Raw genomic sequence first — 17,715 nt, 5'->3', positions numbered from 1 at the left:
CTGTCCCGGGATGTGTTTTTACAGGAGAAAAAAATGGAAAAATGGGTAGTAACAGCAAAAAAAGCAGACTTTCAGAAAATCGGGCAGACCTTTGGCATTGATCCGGTGATCGCGCGTCTGATCAGGAACAGAGATGTGGAAGGTATGGAAAATATCCGCTCGTATCTGTACGGAACGCTGGAAGAGCTTCCTTCTCCGTGGCTTTTAAAGGATATGAAAAAAGCTGTGGAGATCCTGAAAGACAAGATTGATCAGAAAGCCAGAATCAGGATCATCGGGGATTATGATATTGACGGAGTAACTGCCACTTATATTCTTCTTACGGGATTTCGCCGTCTTGGGGCAAGGGTGGATACCTATATTCCGGACAGAATAAAGGACGGATACGGAATGCACAGTCAGCTGATCGAAAAGGCGTCAGAGGACGGAATCGATACGATCATTACCTGTGACAACGGAATTGCAGCGTCTGCGGAAATTCAGCAGGCAAAGGAAAAGGGTATGACAGTGATTGTAACGGATCATCATGAAATCCCTTATCGAGACACGGATAAAGGGAGGGAATGGATTGTTCCTGAAGCAGATGCAGTGATCAATCCGAAACAGTCGGACTGTCCATATCCAAACAAAAATATCTGTGGAGCCGTGGTTGCATGGAAACTGATCTGGGCTCTTTATGAGACATATGGAATTGACAGAAATGAGATCCTGGAATTTTCTGAACCGGCAGCGGTGGCAACTGTGGGAGATGTGATGGATCTTCAGGGGGAAAACCGCATTATTGTAAAGGAAGGGCTGAGACGGCTTCCAACTACAAAGAATCAGGGATTTCGCGCTCTCATTGAGGCAAACGGCCTGGGAGGTGAACGGATCACAGCCTATCATGTGGGATTTGTGCTGGGACCATGTATCAATGCCAGCGGAAGGCTGGACACTGCGGCCCGGGCCCTGCGGCTTCTTTGTACAGAGGATGCGGACAGAGCGGCGAAGGAGGCCGGGGATCTGGTTGCATTAAACCAGAGCAGAAAAGCCATGACAGAAAAAGGCAGGGAAGAGGCAGAGCGCATCATTGAAAGTCAGGGGCTTTCCTCAGACCGGGTTCTGGTAGTGTATCTGCCGGAATGCCATGAAAGCCTGGCGGGGATAATTGCCGGAAGGCTGAGGGAAAAATATTATAAGCCTTCATTTGTGCTGACAAAGGCAGAAAAGGGAGCAAAGGGCAGCGGACGTTCCATTGAAGGCTATTCCATGTATGACGAGCTGGTTAAATGCAGTGATCTTCTGGAACAGTTTGGCGGTCATCCCATGGCAGCAGGGCTTTCTCTTCCAGAGGAAAATATAGATGCATTCCGGAAAAGGCTGAATGAGGTATGTACACTGACAGAAGAGGAGCTGATACCTAAGGTGGTTATTGATGTTCCCATGCCGATCTCTTATCTGTCCAGAACGTTGACGGAACAGCTTTCTGTTCTGGAACCTTTTGGAAAAGGAAATACAAAGCCATTATTTGCTCAGAAGGGACTTCGCGTTTTAAATCTGAGAATTTTTGGAAAGAATCAGAATGTAGCTAAAATGCGGCTGGTGGATGAACAGGGCAATTCTGTAGACGCAGTATATTTTGGAGCGGCCAGAGAATTTGAACAGTACGTACAGCAGAAAGAGCTGATATCTGTGACCTATTATCCGGAGATCAATGTATATCAGGGGAGAGAGAGTCTCCAGGCAGTGATCCGCAATTATTTTTAACAGTAAATAGAGTGAGGACAGAGACAACAGCAGCAATGGGTTACTGTTCATACGGCCGTTGCTGTGAACGGCAGCAATAGCGGTATTTGGCGAGACTTGTCGGGTTTTGGATTGATTCCATAAAAAAAAAGTGATATACTGATTTAGATTTATATTATAGAAAAAAGGTGGAGGTGCGGGATTATGAAGAAAATTGAGGATTATGTAAGAAGTATTCCGGATTTTCCGGAACCGGGCATTATTTTTCGTGATGTAACAAGTATTCTGCAGGATGCGGACGGACTGAAACTGGCAATTGATTCCATGCAGGAATGTCTGAAGGACACAGATGTGGATGTGATCGTTGGAACAGAGTCAAGAGGATTTATGTTCGGAGTTCCGATCGCATACAATCTTCATAAGCCATTTGTACCGGTACGTAAAAAAGGTAAGCTTCCATGTGAGACAGTATCCAGAAGCTATGATCTGGAATATGGAAGCGCAACCATAGAAATGCACAGAGACTCCATCAAACCGGGACAGAAGGTTGCGGTAATTGATGATCTGATCGCTACAGGAGGTACGGTTGAGGCGGCTGTGAAGCTTATTGAAGAGCTTGGCGGAGAGGTTGTCAAAATCGTATTTCTTATGGAACTTGCCGGTCTGAAAGGCCGTGAGAAACTGGCTGGCTATGATGTGGCTTCTGTGATCCGATACGAAGGGAAATAACCACAGACGGAGCGTACGACGGCTGCTAAAGAAGAACAGGCAGCAGAATATCAGACAGGTGGGAGAGAATGACAGAAAGAAATAAAAATATACAAACGGAAAAAAGTCCGGGCGCTGTAGATCAGGCAAAAATTGAATCCGTGAAAAAGGCAGATGCAGCGGTAAAATCCATGAGTGATTTTACAAGTCCGGAAGTTCTGTATCAGGAATTGATCACCAGTGTGAGAAAATACCATCCGTCTACGGATATTTCCATGATACAGAAAGCCTACGAGGTAGCAAGAGAGGCTCATAAGGATCAGAAAAGAAAATCCGGGGAGCCCTATATCATCCATCCGCTCTGTGTGGGAATCATTCTTGCAGATCTGGAGCTGGATAAAGAGACGATCGTTGCGGGACTTCTTCATGATGCGGTAGAGGACACCTGGATGACCTATGAAGAGGTAGAAAAGGAATTCGGTTCCGAGGTTGCTCTTCTGGTGGACGGCGTTACCAAGCTGGGACAGCTGAATTATTCCAAGGACAAGGTGGAGCTTCAGGCAGAAAATTTAAGAAAAATGTTTCTTGCCATGGCAAAGGATATCAGAGTAATTCTGATCAAGCTTGCGGACCGTCTCCACAATATGCGTACTCTGCAGTACATGCGTCCGGAAAAGCAGCAGGAAAAGGCCAGGGAGACCATGGATATTTATGCGCCCATTGCCATGCGCCTTGGTATATCGAAGATCAAGGTGGAACTGGATGATCTTTCGCTTAAATATCTGAAGCCGGATGTGTACTATGATCTGGTAGACAAGGTTTCCCTGAAAAAAAGTGAACGACAGGATTTTGTCAACGGGATTGTGAAACAGGTAAAGCAGCATATGGAGGATGCGGGGATTCAGGCTCAGGTGGACGGACGGATCAAGCATTTCTTCAGCATCTATAAAAAAATGGTCAATCAGGGCAAGACCATTGATCAGATCTATGATCTTTTTGCAGTCAGGATCCTGGTGGACAATGTAAAGGACTGCTATGCGGCTCTGGGTGTGATCCACGAAATGTACAAACCGATTCCCGGCCGTTTTAAAGACTATATTGCCATGCCGAAGCCTAATATGTACCAGTCTCTTCATACGACTCTGATCGGACCAAGCGGACAGCCTTTTGAGATTCAGATCCGTACCTATGAAATGCACAAAACAGCAGAATATGGTATTGCGGCGCACTGGAAATATAAGGAGTCCTCTGACGGAAAGGTACCTGTAGGAAAAAGTGAAGAGGAAAAACTGAACTGGCTGAGACAGATCCTGGAATGGCAGAGAGATATGTCTGATAACCGGGAATTTATGAGCCTTCTGAAAAACGATCTGGATCTTTTTGCAGACAGTGTTTACTGTTTCACTCCTCAGGGGGATGTGAAAAACCTTCCGGCAGGATCCACGCCTATTGATTTTGCCTACTGTGTGCACAGTGCAGTAGGAAACCGTATGGTAGGCGCCCGGGTAAACGGCAAGCTTGTTCCCATTGAATATGAGATCCAGAATGGTGACAGAATTGAGATCATCACATCACAGAATTCCCAGGGACCAAGCCGTGACTGGCTGAAAATGGTAAAAAGCACCCAGGCAAAAAACAAGATCAATCAGTGGTTCAAAAAGGAACTGAAGGAAGACAATATTTTAAAGGGCAAGGACATGCTGGCTCAGTATGCCAAATCCAAAGGCTACAAGATCGGTACCTACAGCAAGAGTCAGTATCTTGAGGCAGTTATGCGCAAATACGGTTTCCGTGACTGGGATTCCGTTCTGGCTGCCATCGGACACGGAGGGCTGAAAGAAGGTCAGGTCTTTAACAAGCTGATGGAGGCTTACGAAAAAGAGCATGCCAAAAAGATCACGGATCAGGATGTTCTGGATGCTGCCACAGATGCTCATGAAAAGCTTCATCTGGTAAAATCCAAGGGCGGAATTGTTGTCCGTGGCATCCATGATGTTGCAGTTCGTTTTTCAAAATGCTGCAGTCCCATTCCCGGCGACGAGATTGTGGGATTTGTTACAAGAGGACGGGGAATCACCATTCACCGTACCGACTGTGTAAATATTCTTAATATGTCAGAAACAGACAGGACAAGGCTCATTGAGGCTGAGTGGCAGGCAGATACCAGAGCTTCGGAAAAATATATGGCAGAGCTTAAGATCTTTGCCAACAACCGTACCGGACTTCTGGTAGACCTTTCAAAAATATTTACAGAGCGTAAGATTGATGTAAAAAATATGAACTGCCGTACAAGCAAGCAGGATAAGGCGACCATTGCCGTAAGCTTTGAGGTAGGCAGCAAAGAGGAGCTGGCGTCTCTTGTAGAAAAAATCCGCCAGGTGGAAAGTGTGATCGATGTGGAGCGTACCACAGGCTGATCAGTCATAAAAATACAGGGACAGAGAAAGAGGGGACCGATATGAAAAATTCAGAGCTTCAGACATGCGTTCTTGGTTCTGTATCAACCAACTGCTATCTGCTGAAAAACAAAAACACAGGGGAGCTTCTGATCGTGGATCCGGCGGATCATGCACAGGAAATCTTTTCCAGAATAAGGGAAATGCAGGCGAAGCCTGCTGCAATTCTTTTAACCCATGGTCATTATGACCACATTCTTGCAGTGGAGGACGTAAAAAAAGAATACCAGATTCCGGTTTATGCCTGTGAAAAAGAAGCAGGGACTCTTCTGGATCCTTCCGCAAATCTGTCCGGATACGGAAACCGCTCCTGTTCCCTGAAGGCAGATATACTTCTTGAAGACCTTCAGGCTTTTGAGGCTGCGGGCTTTTCCGTTCAGATGCTTCACACACCCGGACACACTCCGGGAAGCTGCTGCTATTATCTGAAGGATGAAGGAATCCTGTTCAGCGGAGATACGCTGTTTTATGGTTCTGTGGGAAGAACTGATTTTCCGGGAGGAAGCACGGCTCAAATTGTGGAAAGCCTTCACAGACTTACAGATTCTCTTCCTGAGGAAACAGAAGTTTATCCCGGACACGATATTTCAACCACTATCGGTTATGAAAAGAGGTACAATCCATTTGTATAAGATCAGTATTCTGTTTGACAACAGAGAATTTGAACATGATATTTATGAGCTGATCCGAGCCTTTTACCCGGAGGCTGAAATTGCAGTTTCCTATGAAGAGGAAGACGGGGCAAATACAGCGGATCTTCTGTTCCGGGTGGAAAAGCAGGAGCAGAGTTTTATAATCCGGTATCAAAATGAAAGCAATACCGGGGTGACAAGTGCAGAGATCATAAAGGGGCACTCTTCGGATGATGCCCCTCTTTCCTGTACGGAAGAAAAAGATGCAGCCAGACAGCAGCGCAAGGAGCAGAAGGATGTTCTGAAATACTCATTATATAAACTTCTGACAAAGCTTACAGGAAAGACCCTTCCATGGGGAAATCTTACAGGGATCCGGCCGGCAAAGCTTGCCATGGCAATGATTGAAGCCGGAATGAAAAATTCAGAGATTGCAGAAGAAATGCGGAAACGTTATCTGGTAAGTCCTGAAAAAACAGCTCTTGCCATTACCATTGCCAACCGGGAAAGAGAAATTCTGAAGGACATTGATTATGAAAACGGATACAGCCTTTATGTGGGGATTCCTTTCTGCCCGAGTATCTGTCTTTACTGTTCTTTCAGCTCCTATCCTCTGAAGCAGTGGAAGGACAGAGTGGAGCTTTACCTGGATGCGCTCTGTAAGGAAATCCGGGAAGTTTCTTCTATTATGAAGAAAAAAGGACGTAAGCTGGATACGGTTTATATTGGCGGCGGAACGCCGACTACTCTGGAGCCGGAACAGCTTCAGAGACTTCTGGATACCCTGACGGAACATTTTGACTGCAGAAACCTGGCTGAGTTTACCATTGAAGCAGGAAGACCGGACAGCATTACCAGAGAAAAGCTTCAGGTGATCCGGAAATATCCGGTAAGCAGGATTTCCGTGAACCCTCAGACTATGAATCAGGAGACTCTGGAGATTATCGGAAGACGCCATACTGCGGAGGAGACAAGGCAGGCCTTTTATCTTGCACGGGAATGTGGCTTTGACAATATCAATATGGATCTGATCGTTGGACTTCCGGGTGAAGATCTGAAAAAGGTACAGTATACCCTGGATGAAATTAAAAGGATGGCTCCGGACAGTATTACGGTTCATTCTCTTGCGGTAAAAAGGGCGGCAAGGCTGAATATTTTTAAAGATAAATATCAGGAAATGACCTTTGAAAATAATCAGGAAATCATGGAAATGACCATGAAAACAGCCTATGAAATGGGAATGGGTCCTTATTATCTGTACAGACAGAAAAATATGAAGGGCAATTTTGAAAATGTAGGTTATGCAGAGGTTGACAAAGCCGGGATTTACAATATACTAATTATGGAAGAGAAACAGCCTATTATCGCACTGGGAGCAGGCGGATCTTCAAAGCTGGTATTTGATCATGGGGCGAGGATCGAGCGTGTGGAGAATGTGAAGGATGTATGGAATTATATTACCCGTATTGATGAAATGATTGAAAGAAAACGGGTGGCTGTTGACCGATGGCTTTAAGGACAGGAGGTGTGCAGATTGAGTGCGGCGCAGGCAGACGCAGAAAAGACAGCAGACAGAATACTGGATTTTGACCTTTCAGCAGAGCTGAATCATGGGATTGTTGTCAGCAACCTTGCGTATGCGGTGGCTTCCGAGCTGGGGCTGGAGCAGGAGATCTGTTATGAGCTTGCTGTTGCGGGAATGCTTCACGATATCGGCAAGCTGAAGCTGACAGAATACATCAACGGACGCGAAAGGGATCCTCTTCTGATCGAGGAGTTAAAATATGTGCGTATGCATTCTACTCTGGGCTATGAGGAATTAAAAGATCAGGGGTATTCAGAGTTTGTTCTGGAAAGCATTCTCTATCATCATGAGAATTATGACGGAACCGGATATCCCGATAATCTCATTGGAGATCAGATCCCCATTGGAGCCAGGATCTTGAGAGTGTGCGATGTATTTGCAGCGCTTACATCTGACAGGCCATACAGGACTGCGTTTGATGTTGCAACTGTAATGGAGCTTATGATCGATGAGATCAAAAATTTTGATATGGAAGTTTTTCTTGCATTTCAGAGAATTATACATAATAAATAACAGGAGGCAGGCATGGCATTAAAGAAAAAACCAGTAACCGGTATGAAGGATATTTTACCGAAGGAAATGGAAATCCGAAACTATGTAATGAATATGATCCGGGAAACCTATGGGAAATTCGGATTTTCTTCTATTGAAACTCCCTGTGTGGAGCATATTGAAAACCTCAGCAGCAAGCAGGGCGGCGAAAATGAGAAACTGATTTTTAAGATCCTGAAAAGAGGAGAAAAGCTGAAGCTGGAAAGCGCAAAGGAGGAAGCGGATCTTGTGGATTCCGGACTTCGCTATGATCTGACAGTGCCTCTTTCCAGATATTATTCCAATCATGCCAATGAGCTTCCGGCTCCTTTTAAGGCGCTGCAGATGGGAAATGTATGGAGAGCAGACCGCCCTCAGAGAGGCCGTTTCCGTCAGTTTATGCAGTGTGATATTGATATTTTAGGAGAGCCTACTTATCTGGCTGAAATTGAGCTTGTGCTGGCAACCACAACACTTCTGGGCAAACTGGATTTTCATAATTTTACCATCAGGATCAATGACCGTAAAATTCTGAAGGCAATGGCTCAGTACAGCGGATTCCCGGCAGAAAGCTTTGATACCGTGTTTATTATTCTTGACAAGATGGACAAGATCGGTCTTGAGGGAGTTTCCGAAGAGCTGGAAAAAGAAGGCTTTGCAAGAGAAAGCATTGACACGTATCTTGGCATGTTCCGTGAGATCACCTCTGATATCCAGGGTGTGCGCTACATTAAAGAAAAGCTGAAGGATGTTCTTGATCCAAAGGTTGCAGAGGATCTGGAAACCATTATCGCTTCTGTGGACGCGGTAAAGAGCGCGGACTTTAAGATTTCCTTTGACCCTACGCTGGTGCGGGGAATGTCCTATTATACAGGTCCGATCTTTGAGATCGCAATGGATGAATTCGGCGGTTCTGTAGGCGGCGGCGGACGTTATGACGAGATGATCGGCAAATTTACAGGACAGAACACAAGCGCCTGCGGATTTTCTATTGGATTTGAAAGAATTGTCATGCTGCTTCTGGAAAGAGGCTATGAGGTTCCGGGAACCGGCGAAAAGAAGGCGTATCTCATTGAAAAGAACATGCCTGCAGACAAGCTTCTGACAATTCTGAAGCAGGCTGAAGAGGAAAGAAGAAATGGAACTCAGGTAACCATTTCTATTATGAAGAAAAATAAAAAATTCCAGAAAGAACAGATGATGACAGAAGGCTATACTGAATTCGTTGAGTTTTTCAGGGATAAATTATAAAAAGGAGTAAGATCATGGCTGAAAGTATGAAGGGACTGCACAGAACCTGCCGCTGTGCGGAAGTAACAAAAGAGATGACAGGCAGCAGAGTGACTCTGATGGGATGGGTGCAGAAAGCCAGAAACAAAGGCGGACTTGTATTTGTTGATCTGAGAGACCGTTCCGGAATCATGCAGGTGATTTTTGAAAACGGAAGTATTGATGAAGAAGGTTTTGAGAAAGCCGGAAAGCTGAGAAGTGAATTTGTGATCGCAGTTACCGGTATTGTGGAAAAACGAGGCGGGGCCGTAAATGAAAACCTTGCCACAGGAGAGCTGGAGCTTCGTGCCAATGAGCTTCGCGTACTTTCCGAGTCAGAGGTTCCTCCTTTCCCAATAGAGGAAAACAGCAAAACAAAGGATGAGATCCGTTTAAAATACCGTTATCTGGATCTGAGAAGACCGGATATCCAGAGAAATCTTATGATGAAAAGCCAGGTTGCCACTCTCACCAGAAAATTCTTTGCAGAAGAAGGTTTTCTGGAGGTGGAGACTCCGATCCTTGGAAAGAGTACACCGGAAGGCGCCAGAGATTACCTGGTTCCGTCCAGAGTTCATCCGGGCAGCTTTTACGGACTGCCACAGTCTCCGCAGCTTTACAAGCAGCTTCTTATGTGTTCCGGATATGACCGTTATATCCAGATCGCGCGCTGCTTCCGTGATGAAGATCTTCGTGCGGACCGTCAGCCGGAGTTTACCCAGATCGATATGGAACTGTCCTTTGTGGATGTAGACGATGTCATTGATGTAAATGAAAGATATCTTGCATACCTGTTTAAAGAGGTTTTGGATGTGGATGTTCAGCTTCCGATCCAGCGTATCACCTGGCAGGAGGCCATGGACCGTTTTGGTTCTGACAAGCCGGACATGCGTTTCGGAATGGAGCTTCATGATGTCAGCGAAACAGTAAAGGACTGTGAGTTTGTGGTATTTAAGGGCGCTCTTGAAGCAGGCGGAACTGTCCGCGGAATCAACGCAGAGGGACAGGGATCCATGCCCAGAAAGAAAATCGACAAGCTTGTGGAATTTGCAAAGGGATATGGCGCAAAAGGTCTTGCCTATATTGCTATTGCAGAAGACGGATCAAGAAAGTCCTCTTTTTCCAAATTCATGAAGGAAGAAGAGATGGACGCTCTTGTTCAGGCGATGGAAGGAAAGCCGGGAGACCTGCTTCTTTTTGCCGCTGATAAGAACAAAGTAGTTTATGATGTGCTTGGCGCTCTCCGTGTGGAGCTTGCAAAACAGATGGAGCTTCTGGATAAGAACGAGTATCGTTTTGTGTGGGTAACAGAATTCCCGCTTCTTGAGTGGAGCGAAGAGGAGAACCGCTTTACTGCCATGCATCATCCGTTCACCATGCCTATGGAAGAGGATCTTCCGCTTCTGGATACAGATCCGGGCAAGGTTCGTGCAAAAGCGTATGACATTGTACTGAATGGAAATGAGATCGGTGGAGGAAGTGTGAGAATCCATCAGAATGATATTCAGGAAAAAATGTTTGAAAAGCTTGGATTTACGGAAGAATCTGCTTATGAACAGTTCGGATTCCTTCTGAATGCCTTTAAATACGGTGTTCCGCCTCATGCAGGACTGGCTTACGGACTTGACCGCCTGGTTATGCTGATGGCAAAGGTTGACAGCATCCGTGAAGTGATCGCTTTCCCGAAAGTGAAAGATGCGTCCTGCCTTATGACACAGTCTCCAAGCGTTGTCAGTGAAGCGCAGTTACAGGAACTTGGACTTGAGACTGCTCCGGAGAAAACAGAAGAATAAGATACAGTCAGATGACTGTAAAATAAGAAAAGGGCTTTTCCGTTTTGGGAAAGCCCTTTTAGCTCTATAACAGATCAATTTTCTTCAGAAATATTTTCGCCGGAGGAATCAGGATTCTCCTCAGGGTTGTCTTCCGGGGAAAGCTCTTCTTCCACGGGAGTACTGCTGAGAGTGCCAAAGATTCCGGCTCCGATCACCTGCCCGTCATCCTGCAGCTTCCAGGAAGCGCCGTCGTTGGTAAGAGAAAAGCTTGCCGGGTGCGTCAGTGTTTTTGTATTGTTTTCTATGCTTTTCAGAAGAAGCTCCAGAGAATGATTATATCGTTTCTGAGAACCGTCGATGACTGCCTGTGGAGACGCAAGATATTCTTCCAGTTCTTTCTGATAAGCAGTAAGAATTGCATTGCTGTCAAAGGTAGTGATCTCGGCTTCTACGATAGCCTGATAGCTTTTTATCTGAGAAGAGGTTATTTTAAAGTCAAAGTTTTTATGCATTTGTTCCACCAGAGCGCTGGCAATGGAAGCTTTTGCATCATCTGAAGTATTCAGAAGGCTTTCCAGACCAAGATAGTTGCTCATCTGATCCAGATCCATAGTTTTCAGGGTGTTTAAATAGACGGTCAGTGTTTCCTCCGGCGTCAGGAGGTCACTGTCAGAGAGATAAGTGATAAGACCGCCGACAAGACTGTTTTCCAGTTCATGAGTACGTCTGATTTCCCATTCTTCTTCCTTTTCTGTACCCTGGTTGCTAAGGGTCAGGGAGCAGCTGGTTTCTACAGTTTTATACTGATTGTTTTTCAGAAGTTCACTGAGGATGAGATAACGGTCCTCCAGGGAACCGGAATTTTCTTCTGTATTCTGAGAAGAGGAAGCTGCGGCAAGCAGGATTGCGTTTTCAAGATGAGAAACCGCGTAATCTTTTGCGAGAGCCTGAGCGTCAATGGTGGTGAGCTTCAGGTTTGCAGAAGCTTCTTTCTTGTCTTTGGCAACTTTGATACGTTGGATTTTGTAGTCAAAATCCTCGAAAAAAAGAGAAAAAACATCTTCAACTTCCTTGGAAAGTTCGGTTTTTTCTGTGGCATCCGGAAACAGCTCCTGATAGGAAATATACTTCTGAGCCGTATCAGAATCCAGATTTTTCAGGAGATCCAGTTCATTTGTAATGACGCCCTCCACATCTGACTTATCTGAGTGGGAACAGCCGATGATCATTGATACGGCAAAGATAAGCACGAGAAGCGGAATCAGACCTTTTGCGATCTTCATATGATTCTTTCCTTTCCAAAATATTCCCCTCCATTTTACCAGATAACAGGGTAAAAGTCAAAAAAACGGAAATTAGGTGTAATTTTTCTAAAAAAAGAATGAAAAAACTGTGAAACCACAGGTGATTTTTGTCAGGACTTTTCTTTTAAAGCGTAATCTGCTATGATAGTACAGTCAGATAGTTCGTTACTGTGAAGGTTGTGAACAGTAATGATAGTTCCTTTGTTTACAGGGAGGTAAAAATAAAAAATATGAAAAAACGTATTTTGATCCTTTTGGGGATTCTTATAATTGGCGGCGCTGCAGGAGGAGTCTGCTGGAAACTGGGATTTTTCGGGCAGGAGCAGGAAAGCGGAGAAACCGCCTACGTTACAGAAATCAGCCAGATTACCGGAGACGTTGCGGGAATCGCAAACAGGTATGCCGGTGTTGTGGAACCGCAGAAAACAGAAGAGGTAGAGCTGGAAAACGGACGTAAAGTAAAAACAGTGAAAGTAAAGACCGGCGAGGAGGTAAAGCAGGGACAGCTTCTTTTTGAATATGATCTTACCAGTATCCAGGAGGATCTGGAGGAGACCCAGCTTGATCTTGACCGTCTGAAAAATGAAGCCGCCAGTCTGAGCGAACAGATCGCCACTCTTGAAAAAGAAAAAAAGCAGGCGGAAAAAGACGACCAGCTCTCTTATACCATTGAGATCGAAACAAATAAAATGAATCTCAAAAAAAATGAATACAGTCAGAAAAGTAAGCAGGCGGAGATTACGAAGCTCCAGAATACAATGGGAAATACAGAAGTACGAAGTCCTATTGACGGAGTGATCCAGAAGATCGATACCACAAAGCTTACAACAGATGACAGCGGCATGGACGATATGGATCAGGATATGAGCTATTCTGATACTGGTATGACAGGAGAAAGCAGTCAGAATGCTTTTATTACCATTCTCAGTACGGGAGCATACAGGATCAAAGGAACGGTTAATGAGATGAACGTAGGAAGCATTATCGAAGGAGAACCTGTGATCATCCGTTCCCGTGTGGACGAAAACCAGGTATGGAAGGGAACCATGGGAAGTGTTGACAGAGAAAGCGCCAATTCCCAGAGCAGCAGCAACGCATGGGGAATGATGGATGCAAGCGGCGACTCCCAGACATCCTCCACTACATATCCTTTTTATGTGGAACTGCAGTCCTCTGAGGGCCTGATGCTTGGGCAGCATGTATACATTGAGCCGGATGAGGGACAGGAGGAGAAAAAAGAAGGCCTGTGGATCAGTGAATTTTATATTGTGGATGCAGACACCAACAGTCCTTATGTATGGGCGGCAGACAAGGATAAGCGCCTGGTAAAGAAAAGCGTGATCCTGGGACAGTATGATGAAACTCTGGGTGAATATGAAATCGTAGAGGGACTTACCAAAAAAGACTGCATTGCCTATCCTTCCCAGCTTTATGAGGAGGGAATGAAAACAACGACCAACAGCGCGGCTGCTACGGACTTTACTGCTCTGGAAATGGAGAATACCGGAAACGGAGATGAGGGAGCGCAGCCGGCAGAAGCGCCTGCGGAGGAAATTCCGGCAGACGACGGTTCGGCAGAGATACCGGAGGCAGTGACAGAAGAGATGCCTGCAGAGGAATTTTCAGAGGAGGAGAGTGTTCCTTCAGACATGGGAAGCGGCATGGAGGATTCTATGGTAGAAATGGTTCCGGATACGGCTCTTCCTGAGAATGAGGTTCTGGTTCCGGCAGGCGATGAATAACAGGAGGAATGGAATGATTCTTGAATTAAAAGGAATTTATAAAGATTACATTCAGGGAAAGATGACGGTTCCTGTTCTGAAAGATGTGAACTTTTCCATGGAGGAAGGCGAATATGTGGCAATCATGGGGCCTTCAGGTTCCGGAAAAACAACGCTGATGAACATTATCGGGTGTCTGGATCAGGCCACGAAGGGCAGCTTTTTTCTGGACGGGCAGGATATCCGTTCCTGTTCGGAAAACGCCATGTCGGATATCAGGCTGAATAAGATCGGTTTTGTGTTCCAGAGCTTTCATCTGCTTCCAAGGCAGTCTGCTCTTGCAAATGTGGAGATGCCGCTGAATTATGCAAAGGTGCCCAAAAAGGAACGCAGGGAAAGAGCGCTGAAAGCATTGGACAGAGTAGGGCTTTCAGACAGAGTGGATTTCCGGCCCAATCAGCTTTCCGGAGGCCAGATGCAGCGAGTAGCTATCGCAAGAGCAATTGTAAACAGCCCCAAGCTTCTTCTGGCAGATGAGCCTACCGGTGCGCTGGACAGTAAATCAGGCGCGCAGGTAATGGAACTTTTTCAGAAGCTGAATGACGAGGGTGTAACGGTTCTGATGATCACACATGATCCGGATATTGCCGCCCATGCAAAACGGGTGGTGACGATCCGCGACGGTGTGCTTCAGGAAAAAGAGGTGAAATCATGAAAAATGCCAAAAAGATCATCATAGGTGTTGTTGTGGTGGCTCTGGTGGCAGGAGGTGCTGCGGGTGGAGCAGTTTATCTAAAAAGTAATAACAAAGAGACAGTAGGCGTAGTCAGTGTGGACAGCCTGGCCTCTGATTATTATATGGACGATACCACTCTGGATGGAAATATTGTTACAAATGTGACACAGAATGTAACGGTGGACAAAGACATGATCATCAAAGATCTGTATGTTCAGAAAGGCGACACCGTAAAAAAAGGAGACAAGCTGATGTCCTTTGACATGACTCTTGTCCAGATGGAACTGAATATTGCAAAGTTAAAAAAACAGAAGCAGGAGCAGGATCTGGAAAAAGCTGTCAACAGGCTGAACAGCCTGAAGAACGGGGGTCCCATTGAGGAAGAGGACAGCCAGCTTCCGGATCTGCCGACGGACAACAGTACATCTGATACTGAGATGGCCTCGGCAGCAGGAAACGTAAACGGAAGCTATCTGGCAGCCATAATCAGACCGATTCTGGCTGCTGCAGATGTGGGGCTTGTGACAGAGGATGATTTTTCTTCCGGTGATTCTGATACCGGAGCTGATCAGGAAGACACCGGTGCACAGCCGGATTCCGGCGATCAGGGAGTTTCCGGTGACGACAGCTTTGTTGATTTTGGAGACGGAAATCAGGAACAGATCACACCGGATCCCTCTGTGACACCTTCACCGGAACCGCTTCCTTCTGAAGCACCGGATGAAGAATTTACAGATACCCCTTCAGACAATGACATTGAGATCATTGATCCGGAACCGGACAGTAATGAAAGTGACATTACAGACGGTGAACCGGAGTTTTATCAGAAGCTGGATGCAGATACGGTTCCTTTTACAGGAACAGGTACAGAGGAAGATCCTTTTGTATTTCTCTGCAGCTCAGCCAAAGGAAAAGTCGTTGCCACCGGAGGATTTTTAAACAAAATGGCAGGCTTTAAGGCGGATGGAACAAAGGAACCGGGAATCAATGGATACTGGTATCAGCTGGAATTTCATCAGAATGACACGATCACGAACTTTGCAGACAGAAAAGAATCCTGCACCGGCTATTATCTGATAGACGGAAGTCTTCTGGAAAAAATGGTAGAGGAAACCGCTTCTGTAGAATATACTCTTGAGGGCGCTTCTCACTATGAAGATGATTTTGAGATTCCCGGCGGCGGAGACGATATGGGCGGCAGTGATCCGGACGTGACCATTTCCAGAGAAGAGGCCATTAAGATCCAGCAGACAAAGGTAGAAGGTCTGAAGCTGGATATCAGACAGAGTGACATTGATATTGGCAAGCTGGAAAAAAAGGTAAACAAGGAAGTTATTTACAGTAAGCTGGACGGAACCATTGCAAAGGTAGGTGATCCGGTTACAGGAGTATCAGACGGAAATGCATTTATGACTATAAAAAGCAAAGAAGGCTACTATGTAAAAGGTACGGTCAGCGAACTGCTTCTGGATAAGCTCCAGGAGGGGACAATTCTGAACTGTTCCGGCTCAAACGGAGTTTTTGATGCAGAGGTTGTGGATGTATCTGAGTATCCGGTATCGGATGAGGTTTACGGAACAGGCATGGGAAATCCAAATGTTTCTTATTATACTTACAGTGCCACGATCACAGATAAATCAGTTCAGGTAACAGAGGATGACTGGCTGAGTGTTAATATCCAGGGAGGCACAGATAATTCAGGAGTCATTGTTCTGGACAAAGCGTTTGTAAGAACTGAAAACGGAGCTTATTATGTGTATAAGGAAGAAAACGGAGTACTGAAAAAGCAGCCTCTGACTGTTGGCGGAAATGCAAACGGCGGAATGTCTGTAATTGTAAAAGGCGGAATTACCAGAGAAGATAAGATTGCATTCCCTTATGGAAAAACAGCAAAAGAGGGTGTAAAAACAAAAGACATCTCTCTTGAAGAACTGTATCAGTAGAAAGGTGGAATTTTATGCTTGAAAATATGAGGATATCCATTCAGGGAATCTGGTCCCATAAAATGCGTTCCTTTCTGACCATGCTGGGTATCATTATTGGAATTGCTTCTATTATTGCTATTGTATCTACGATCAAGGGAACAAGTGAACAGATTAAAGAAGATCTGATCGGTTCAGGAAATAATACAGTGACGATCAGCCTTTATTCCGGTGACAGCGGTTATGATCCCATGTTTGGAATGACGGACGGCGGTAAACCTCCTCTTCTTACGAAAGAACAGAAGGAAGAAGTTATGGATATGGAGCACGTTGAGAACGCTACATTTTTCCATACAAGCACTTACAGCAGTATATATTATCAGAATACTGCTCTGCAGGGAGGTACGGTATACGGAATTGATGAAAATTACCTGGATACCTGCGGATATATGGTACGATCCGGAAGAGGATTTATTCAGAAGGATTACGACAATCTGAACAAGGTAGCTCTGATTGACAGCAATGCGGCAGAGAATCTTTTTTCCGGAGAGGATCCTCTGGGAAAAACCATTGAAGTCGGAGACGACCCTTTTACGGTTGTGGGAATCGTTCAGCAGGGAGACAGCTATCAGCCCAACATTTCAAGTCTTGACGAATATTATTCCTATTATCAGACGGTTGTCGGAACAGTGATGATTCCAAGTAAATGCTGGCCCATTGCATTTCAGTTTGACGAGCCGGAAAACGTTGTGATCAAAGCAGACTCTACAGATAATATGAGTTCAGCGGGAAACGATGCGGCTAAGATTTTAAATCAGGGAATCGAAGAAGATTCCAAGTTTAAATACAAAGCTGATAATGTAATGGAAAAAGTCAAGGATATGCAGCAGCTCAGTGAAAGCACAAACCAGCAGCTTCTGTGGATCGCAAGTATTTCCCTTCTGGTAGGAGGAATCGGTGTTATGAATATTATGCTGGTTTCTGTTACTGAGAGAACCAGTGAGATTGGTCTGAAAAAGGCGATCGGGGCAAGAAAAAAAGTCATTCTTTATCAGTTTCTTACAGAGGCTTCCATGCTGACCAGCATTGGAGGTGTGATCGGAGTGATTCTGGGAATTGTTTTGTCCAGGGTGGTATCGGAAATCTCTGGGGCGCCTACGGCCATCAGTATACCGGCAATCATAGGATCTGTACTGTTTTCTACTCTGATCGGAGTGATCTTTGGGCTCCTGCCTTCGGTAAAGGCTGCGAACCTGAATCCTATTGACGCATTGAGAAGTGAATAAATAAAAAGAAAACTGCTTTTCTCTGAAGCCGGATTTCCGGAAAAGGGAAAAGCAGTTTTTTTTAT

The 17,715-nt window shown here is 45.4% G+C and carries 13 protein-coding genes; 12 read left to right on the top strand and 1 reads right to left on the bottom strand.

The features are described 5' to 3' along the window. Positions 1-33: 33 nt before the first annotated feature. From recJ to aspS, 8 genes are all read left to right on the top strand, one after another. Positions 34-1,746 (top strand): single-stranded-DNA-specific exonuclease RecJ, encoded by a 1,713-nt coding sequence (gene recJ, locus QVP40_RS05840; protein WP_022067555.1) that lies wholly within the window; start codon positions 34-36, stop codon positions 1,744-1,746. Positions 1,747-1,929: 183 nt separating this feature from the next. Beyond that, positions 1,930-2,454, top strand: a complete 525-nt coding sequence (locus QVP40_RS05835; protein WP_022067554.1) for an adenine phosphoribosyltransferase — start codon at positions 1,930-1,932, stop codon at positions 2,452-2,454. 68 nt (positions 2,455-2,522) lie between these two features. Next, complete coding sequence (locus QVP40_RS05830) at positions 2,523-4,850, top strand: RelA/SpoT family protein (RefSeq protein WP_022067553.1); 2,328 nt, start codon at positions 2,523-2,525, stop codon at positions 4,848-4,850. A 41-nt stretch (positions 4,851-4,891) separates the two neighbouring features. Beyond that, entirely contained in the window at positions 4,892-5,521 is a 630-nt protein-coding gene (locus tag QVP40_RS05825; protein WP_022067552.1) for an MBL fold metallo-hydrolase, read from the top strand. Then, complete coding sequence (gene hemZ / locus QVP40_RS05820) at positions 5,493-7,037, top strand: coproporphyrinogen dehydrogenase HemZ (protein ID WP_288200343.1); 1,545 nt, start codon at positions 5,493-5,495, stop codon at positions 7,035-7,037. Before QVP40_RS05825 ends, hemZ begins: the two co-directional genes overlap by 29 nt. 9 nt (positions 7,038-7,046) lie before the next feature. After that, positions 7,047-7,619 (top strand): HD-GYP domain-containing protein, encoded by a 573-nt coding sequence (locus QVP40_RS05815; protein WP_390571572.1) that lies wholly within the window; start codon positions 7,047-7,049, stop codon positions 7,617-7,619. A 12-nt stretch (positions 7,620-7,631) separates the two neighbouring features. Next, entirely contained in the window at positions 7,632-8,888 is a 1,257-nt protein-coding gene (gene hisS / locus QVP40_RS05810) for a histidine--tRNA ligase (RefSeq protein ID WP_022067549.1), read from the top strand. 14 nt (positions 8,889-8,902) lie between these two features. After that, the gene (gene aspS, locus QVP40_RS05805; RefSeq protein ID WP_022067548.1) at positions 8,903-10,699 is read left to right on the top strand and encodes an aspartate--tRNA ligase; all 1,797 of its coding nucleotides are present in this window, start codon (positions 8,903-8,905) and stop codon (positions 10,697-10,699) included. Between the two features lie 74 nt (positions 10,700-10,773). Here aspS and QVP40_RS05800 read toward each other — a convergent pair whose 3' ends face one another. Beyond that, positions 10,774-11,964, bottom strand: a complete 1,191-nt coding sequence (locus QVP40_RS05800; RefSeq protein WP_022067547.1) for a hypothetical protein — start codon at positions 11,962-11,964, stop codon at positions 10,774-10,776. A 251-nt stretch (positions 11,965-12,215) separates the two neighbouring features. On the opposite strand from QVP40_RS05800, the gene QVP40_RS05795 reads away from it, so the two are divergent. Genes QVP40_RS05795 through QVP40_RS05780 form a run of 4 tightly spaced genes read left to right on the top strand, consistent with a single transcriptional unit; the run spans position 12,216 to position 17,650 of the window. Continuing rightward, entirely contained in the window at positions 12,216-13,727 is a 1,512-nt protein-coding gene (locus QVP40_RS05795) for an efflux RND transporter periplasmic adaptor subunit (protein WP_022067546.1), read from the top strand. 13 nt (positions 13,728-13,740) lie between these two features. Beyond that, positions 13,741-14,421 carry an ABC transporter ATP-binding protein gene (locus QVP40_RS05790; RefSeq protein WP_022067545.1) on the top strand — a complete coding sequence of 227 codons (681 nt, stop codon included), beginning with the start codon at positions 13,741-13,743 and terminating at the stop codon, positions 14,419-14,421. Continuing rightward, positions 14,418-16,385, top strand: coding sequence for a biotin/lipoyl-binding protein (locus QVP40_RS05785; RefSeq protein WP_022067544.1), 1,968 nt, complete (start codon positions 14,418-14,420; stop codon positions 16,383-16,385). Before QVP40_RS05790 ends, QVP40_RS05785 begins: the two co-directional genes overlap by 4 nt. Positions 16,386-16,399: 14 nt before the next feature. Further along, entirely contained in the window at positions 16,400-17,650 is a 1,251-nt protein-coding gene (locus QVP40_RS05780; RefSeq protein ID WP_022067543.1) for an ABC transporter permease, read from the top strand. Positions 17,651-17,715 lie beyond the last annotated feature (65 nt).

The sequence above is a fragment of the Blautia sp. CAG:257 genome (assembly GCF_000433815.1).
Lineage (GTDB): Bacteria > Bacillota > Clostridia > Lachnospirales > Lachnospiraceae > Blautia_A > Blautia_A caecimuris.
This window is presented reverse-complemented; position numbering and strand designations above follow the sequence as displayed.

What these genes read in the sequence shown, in the direction of transcription:
- QVP40_RS05835 (WP_022067554.1), top strand. Translation starts at nt 1,930, where the DNA reads ATGAAGAAAATTGAGGATTATGTAAGAAGTATTCCGGATTTTCCGGAA.
- QVP40_RS05785 (WP_022067544.1), top strand. Translation starts at nt 14,418, where the DNA reads ATGAAAAATGCCAAAAAGATCATCATAGGTGTTGTTGTGGTGGCTCTG.
- recJ (WP_022067555.1), top strand. Translation starts at nt 34, where the DNA reads ATGGAAAAATGGGTAGTAACAGCAAAAAAAGCAGACTTTCAGAAAATC.
- hisS (WP_022067549.1), top strand. Translation starts at nt 7,632, where the DNA reads ATGGCATTAAAGAAAAAACCAGTAACCGGTATGAAGGATATTTTACCG.
- QVP40_RS05830 (WP_022067553.1), top strand. Translation starts at nt 2,523, where the DNA reads ATGACAGAAAGAAATAAAAATATACAAACGGAAAAAAGTCCGGGCGCT.
- QVP40_RS05800 (WP_022067547.1), bottom strand. Translation starts at nt 11,964, where the DNA reads ATGAAGATCGCAAAAGGTCTGATTCCGCTTCTCGTGCTTATCTTTGCC.
- aspS (WP_022067548.1), top strand. Translation starts at nt 8,903, where the DNA reads ATGGCTGAAAGTATGAAGGGACTGCACAGAACCTGCCGCTGTGCGGAA.
- QVP40_RS05790 (WP_022067545.1), top strand. Translation starts at nt 13,741, where the DNA reads ATGATTCTTGAATTAAAAGGAATTTATAAAGATTACATTCAGGGAAAG.
- QVP40_RS05795 (WP_022067546.1), top strand. Translation starts at nt 12,216, where the DNA reads ATGAAAAAACGTATTTTGATCCTTTTGGGGATTCTTATAATTGGCGGC.
- QVP40_RS05825 (WP_022067552.1), top strand. Translation starts at nt 4,892, where the DNA reads ATGAAAAATTCAGAGCTTCAGACATGCGTTCTTGGTTCTGTATCAACC.
- QVP40_RS05780 (WP_022067543.1), top strand. Translation starts at nt 16,400, where the DNA reads ATGCTTGAAAATATGAGGATATCCATTCAGGGAATCTGGTCCCATAAA.
- hemZ (WP_288200343.1), top strand. Translation starts at nt 5,493, where the DNA reads ATGAAAAGAGGTACAATCCATTTGTATAAGATCAGTATTCTGTTTGAC.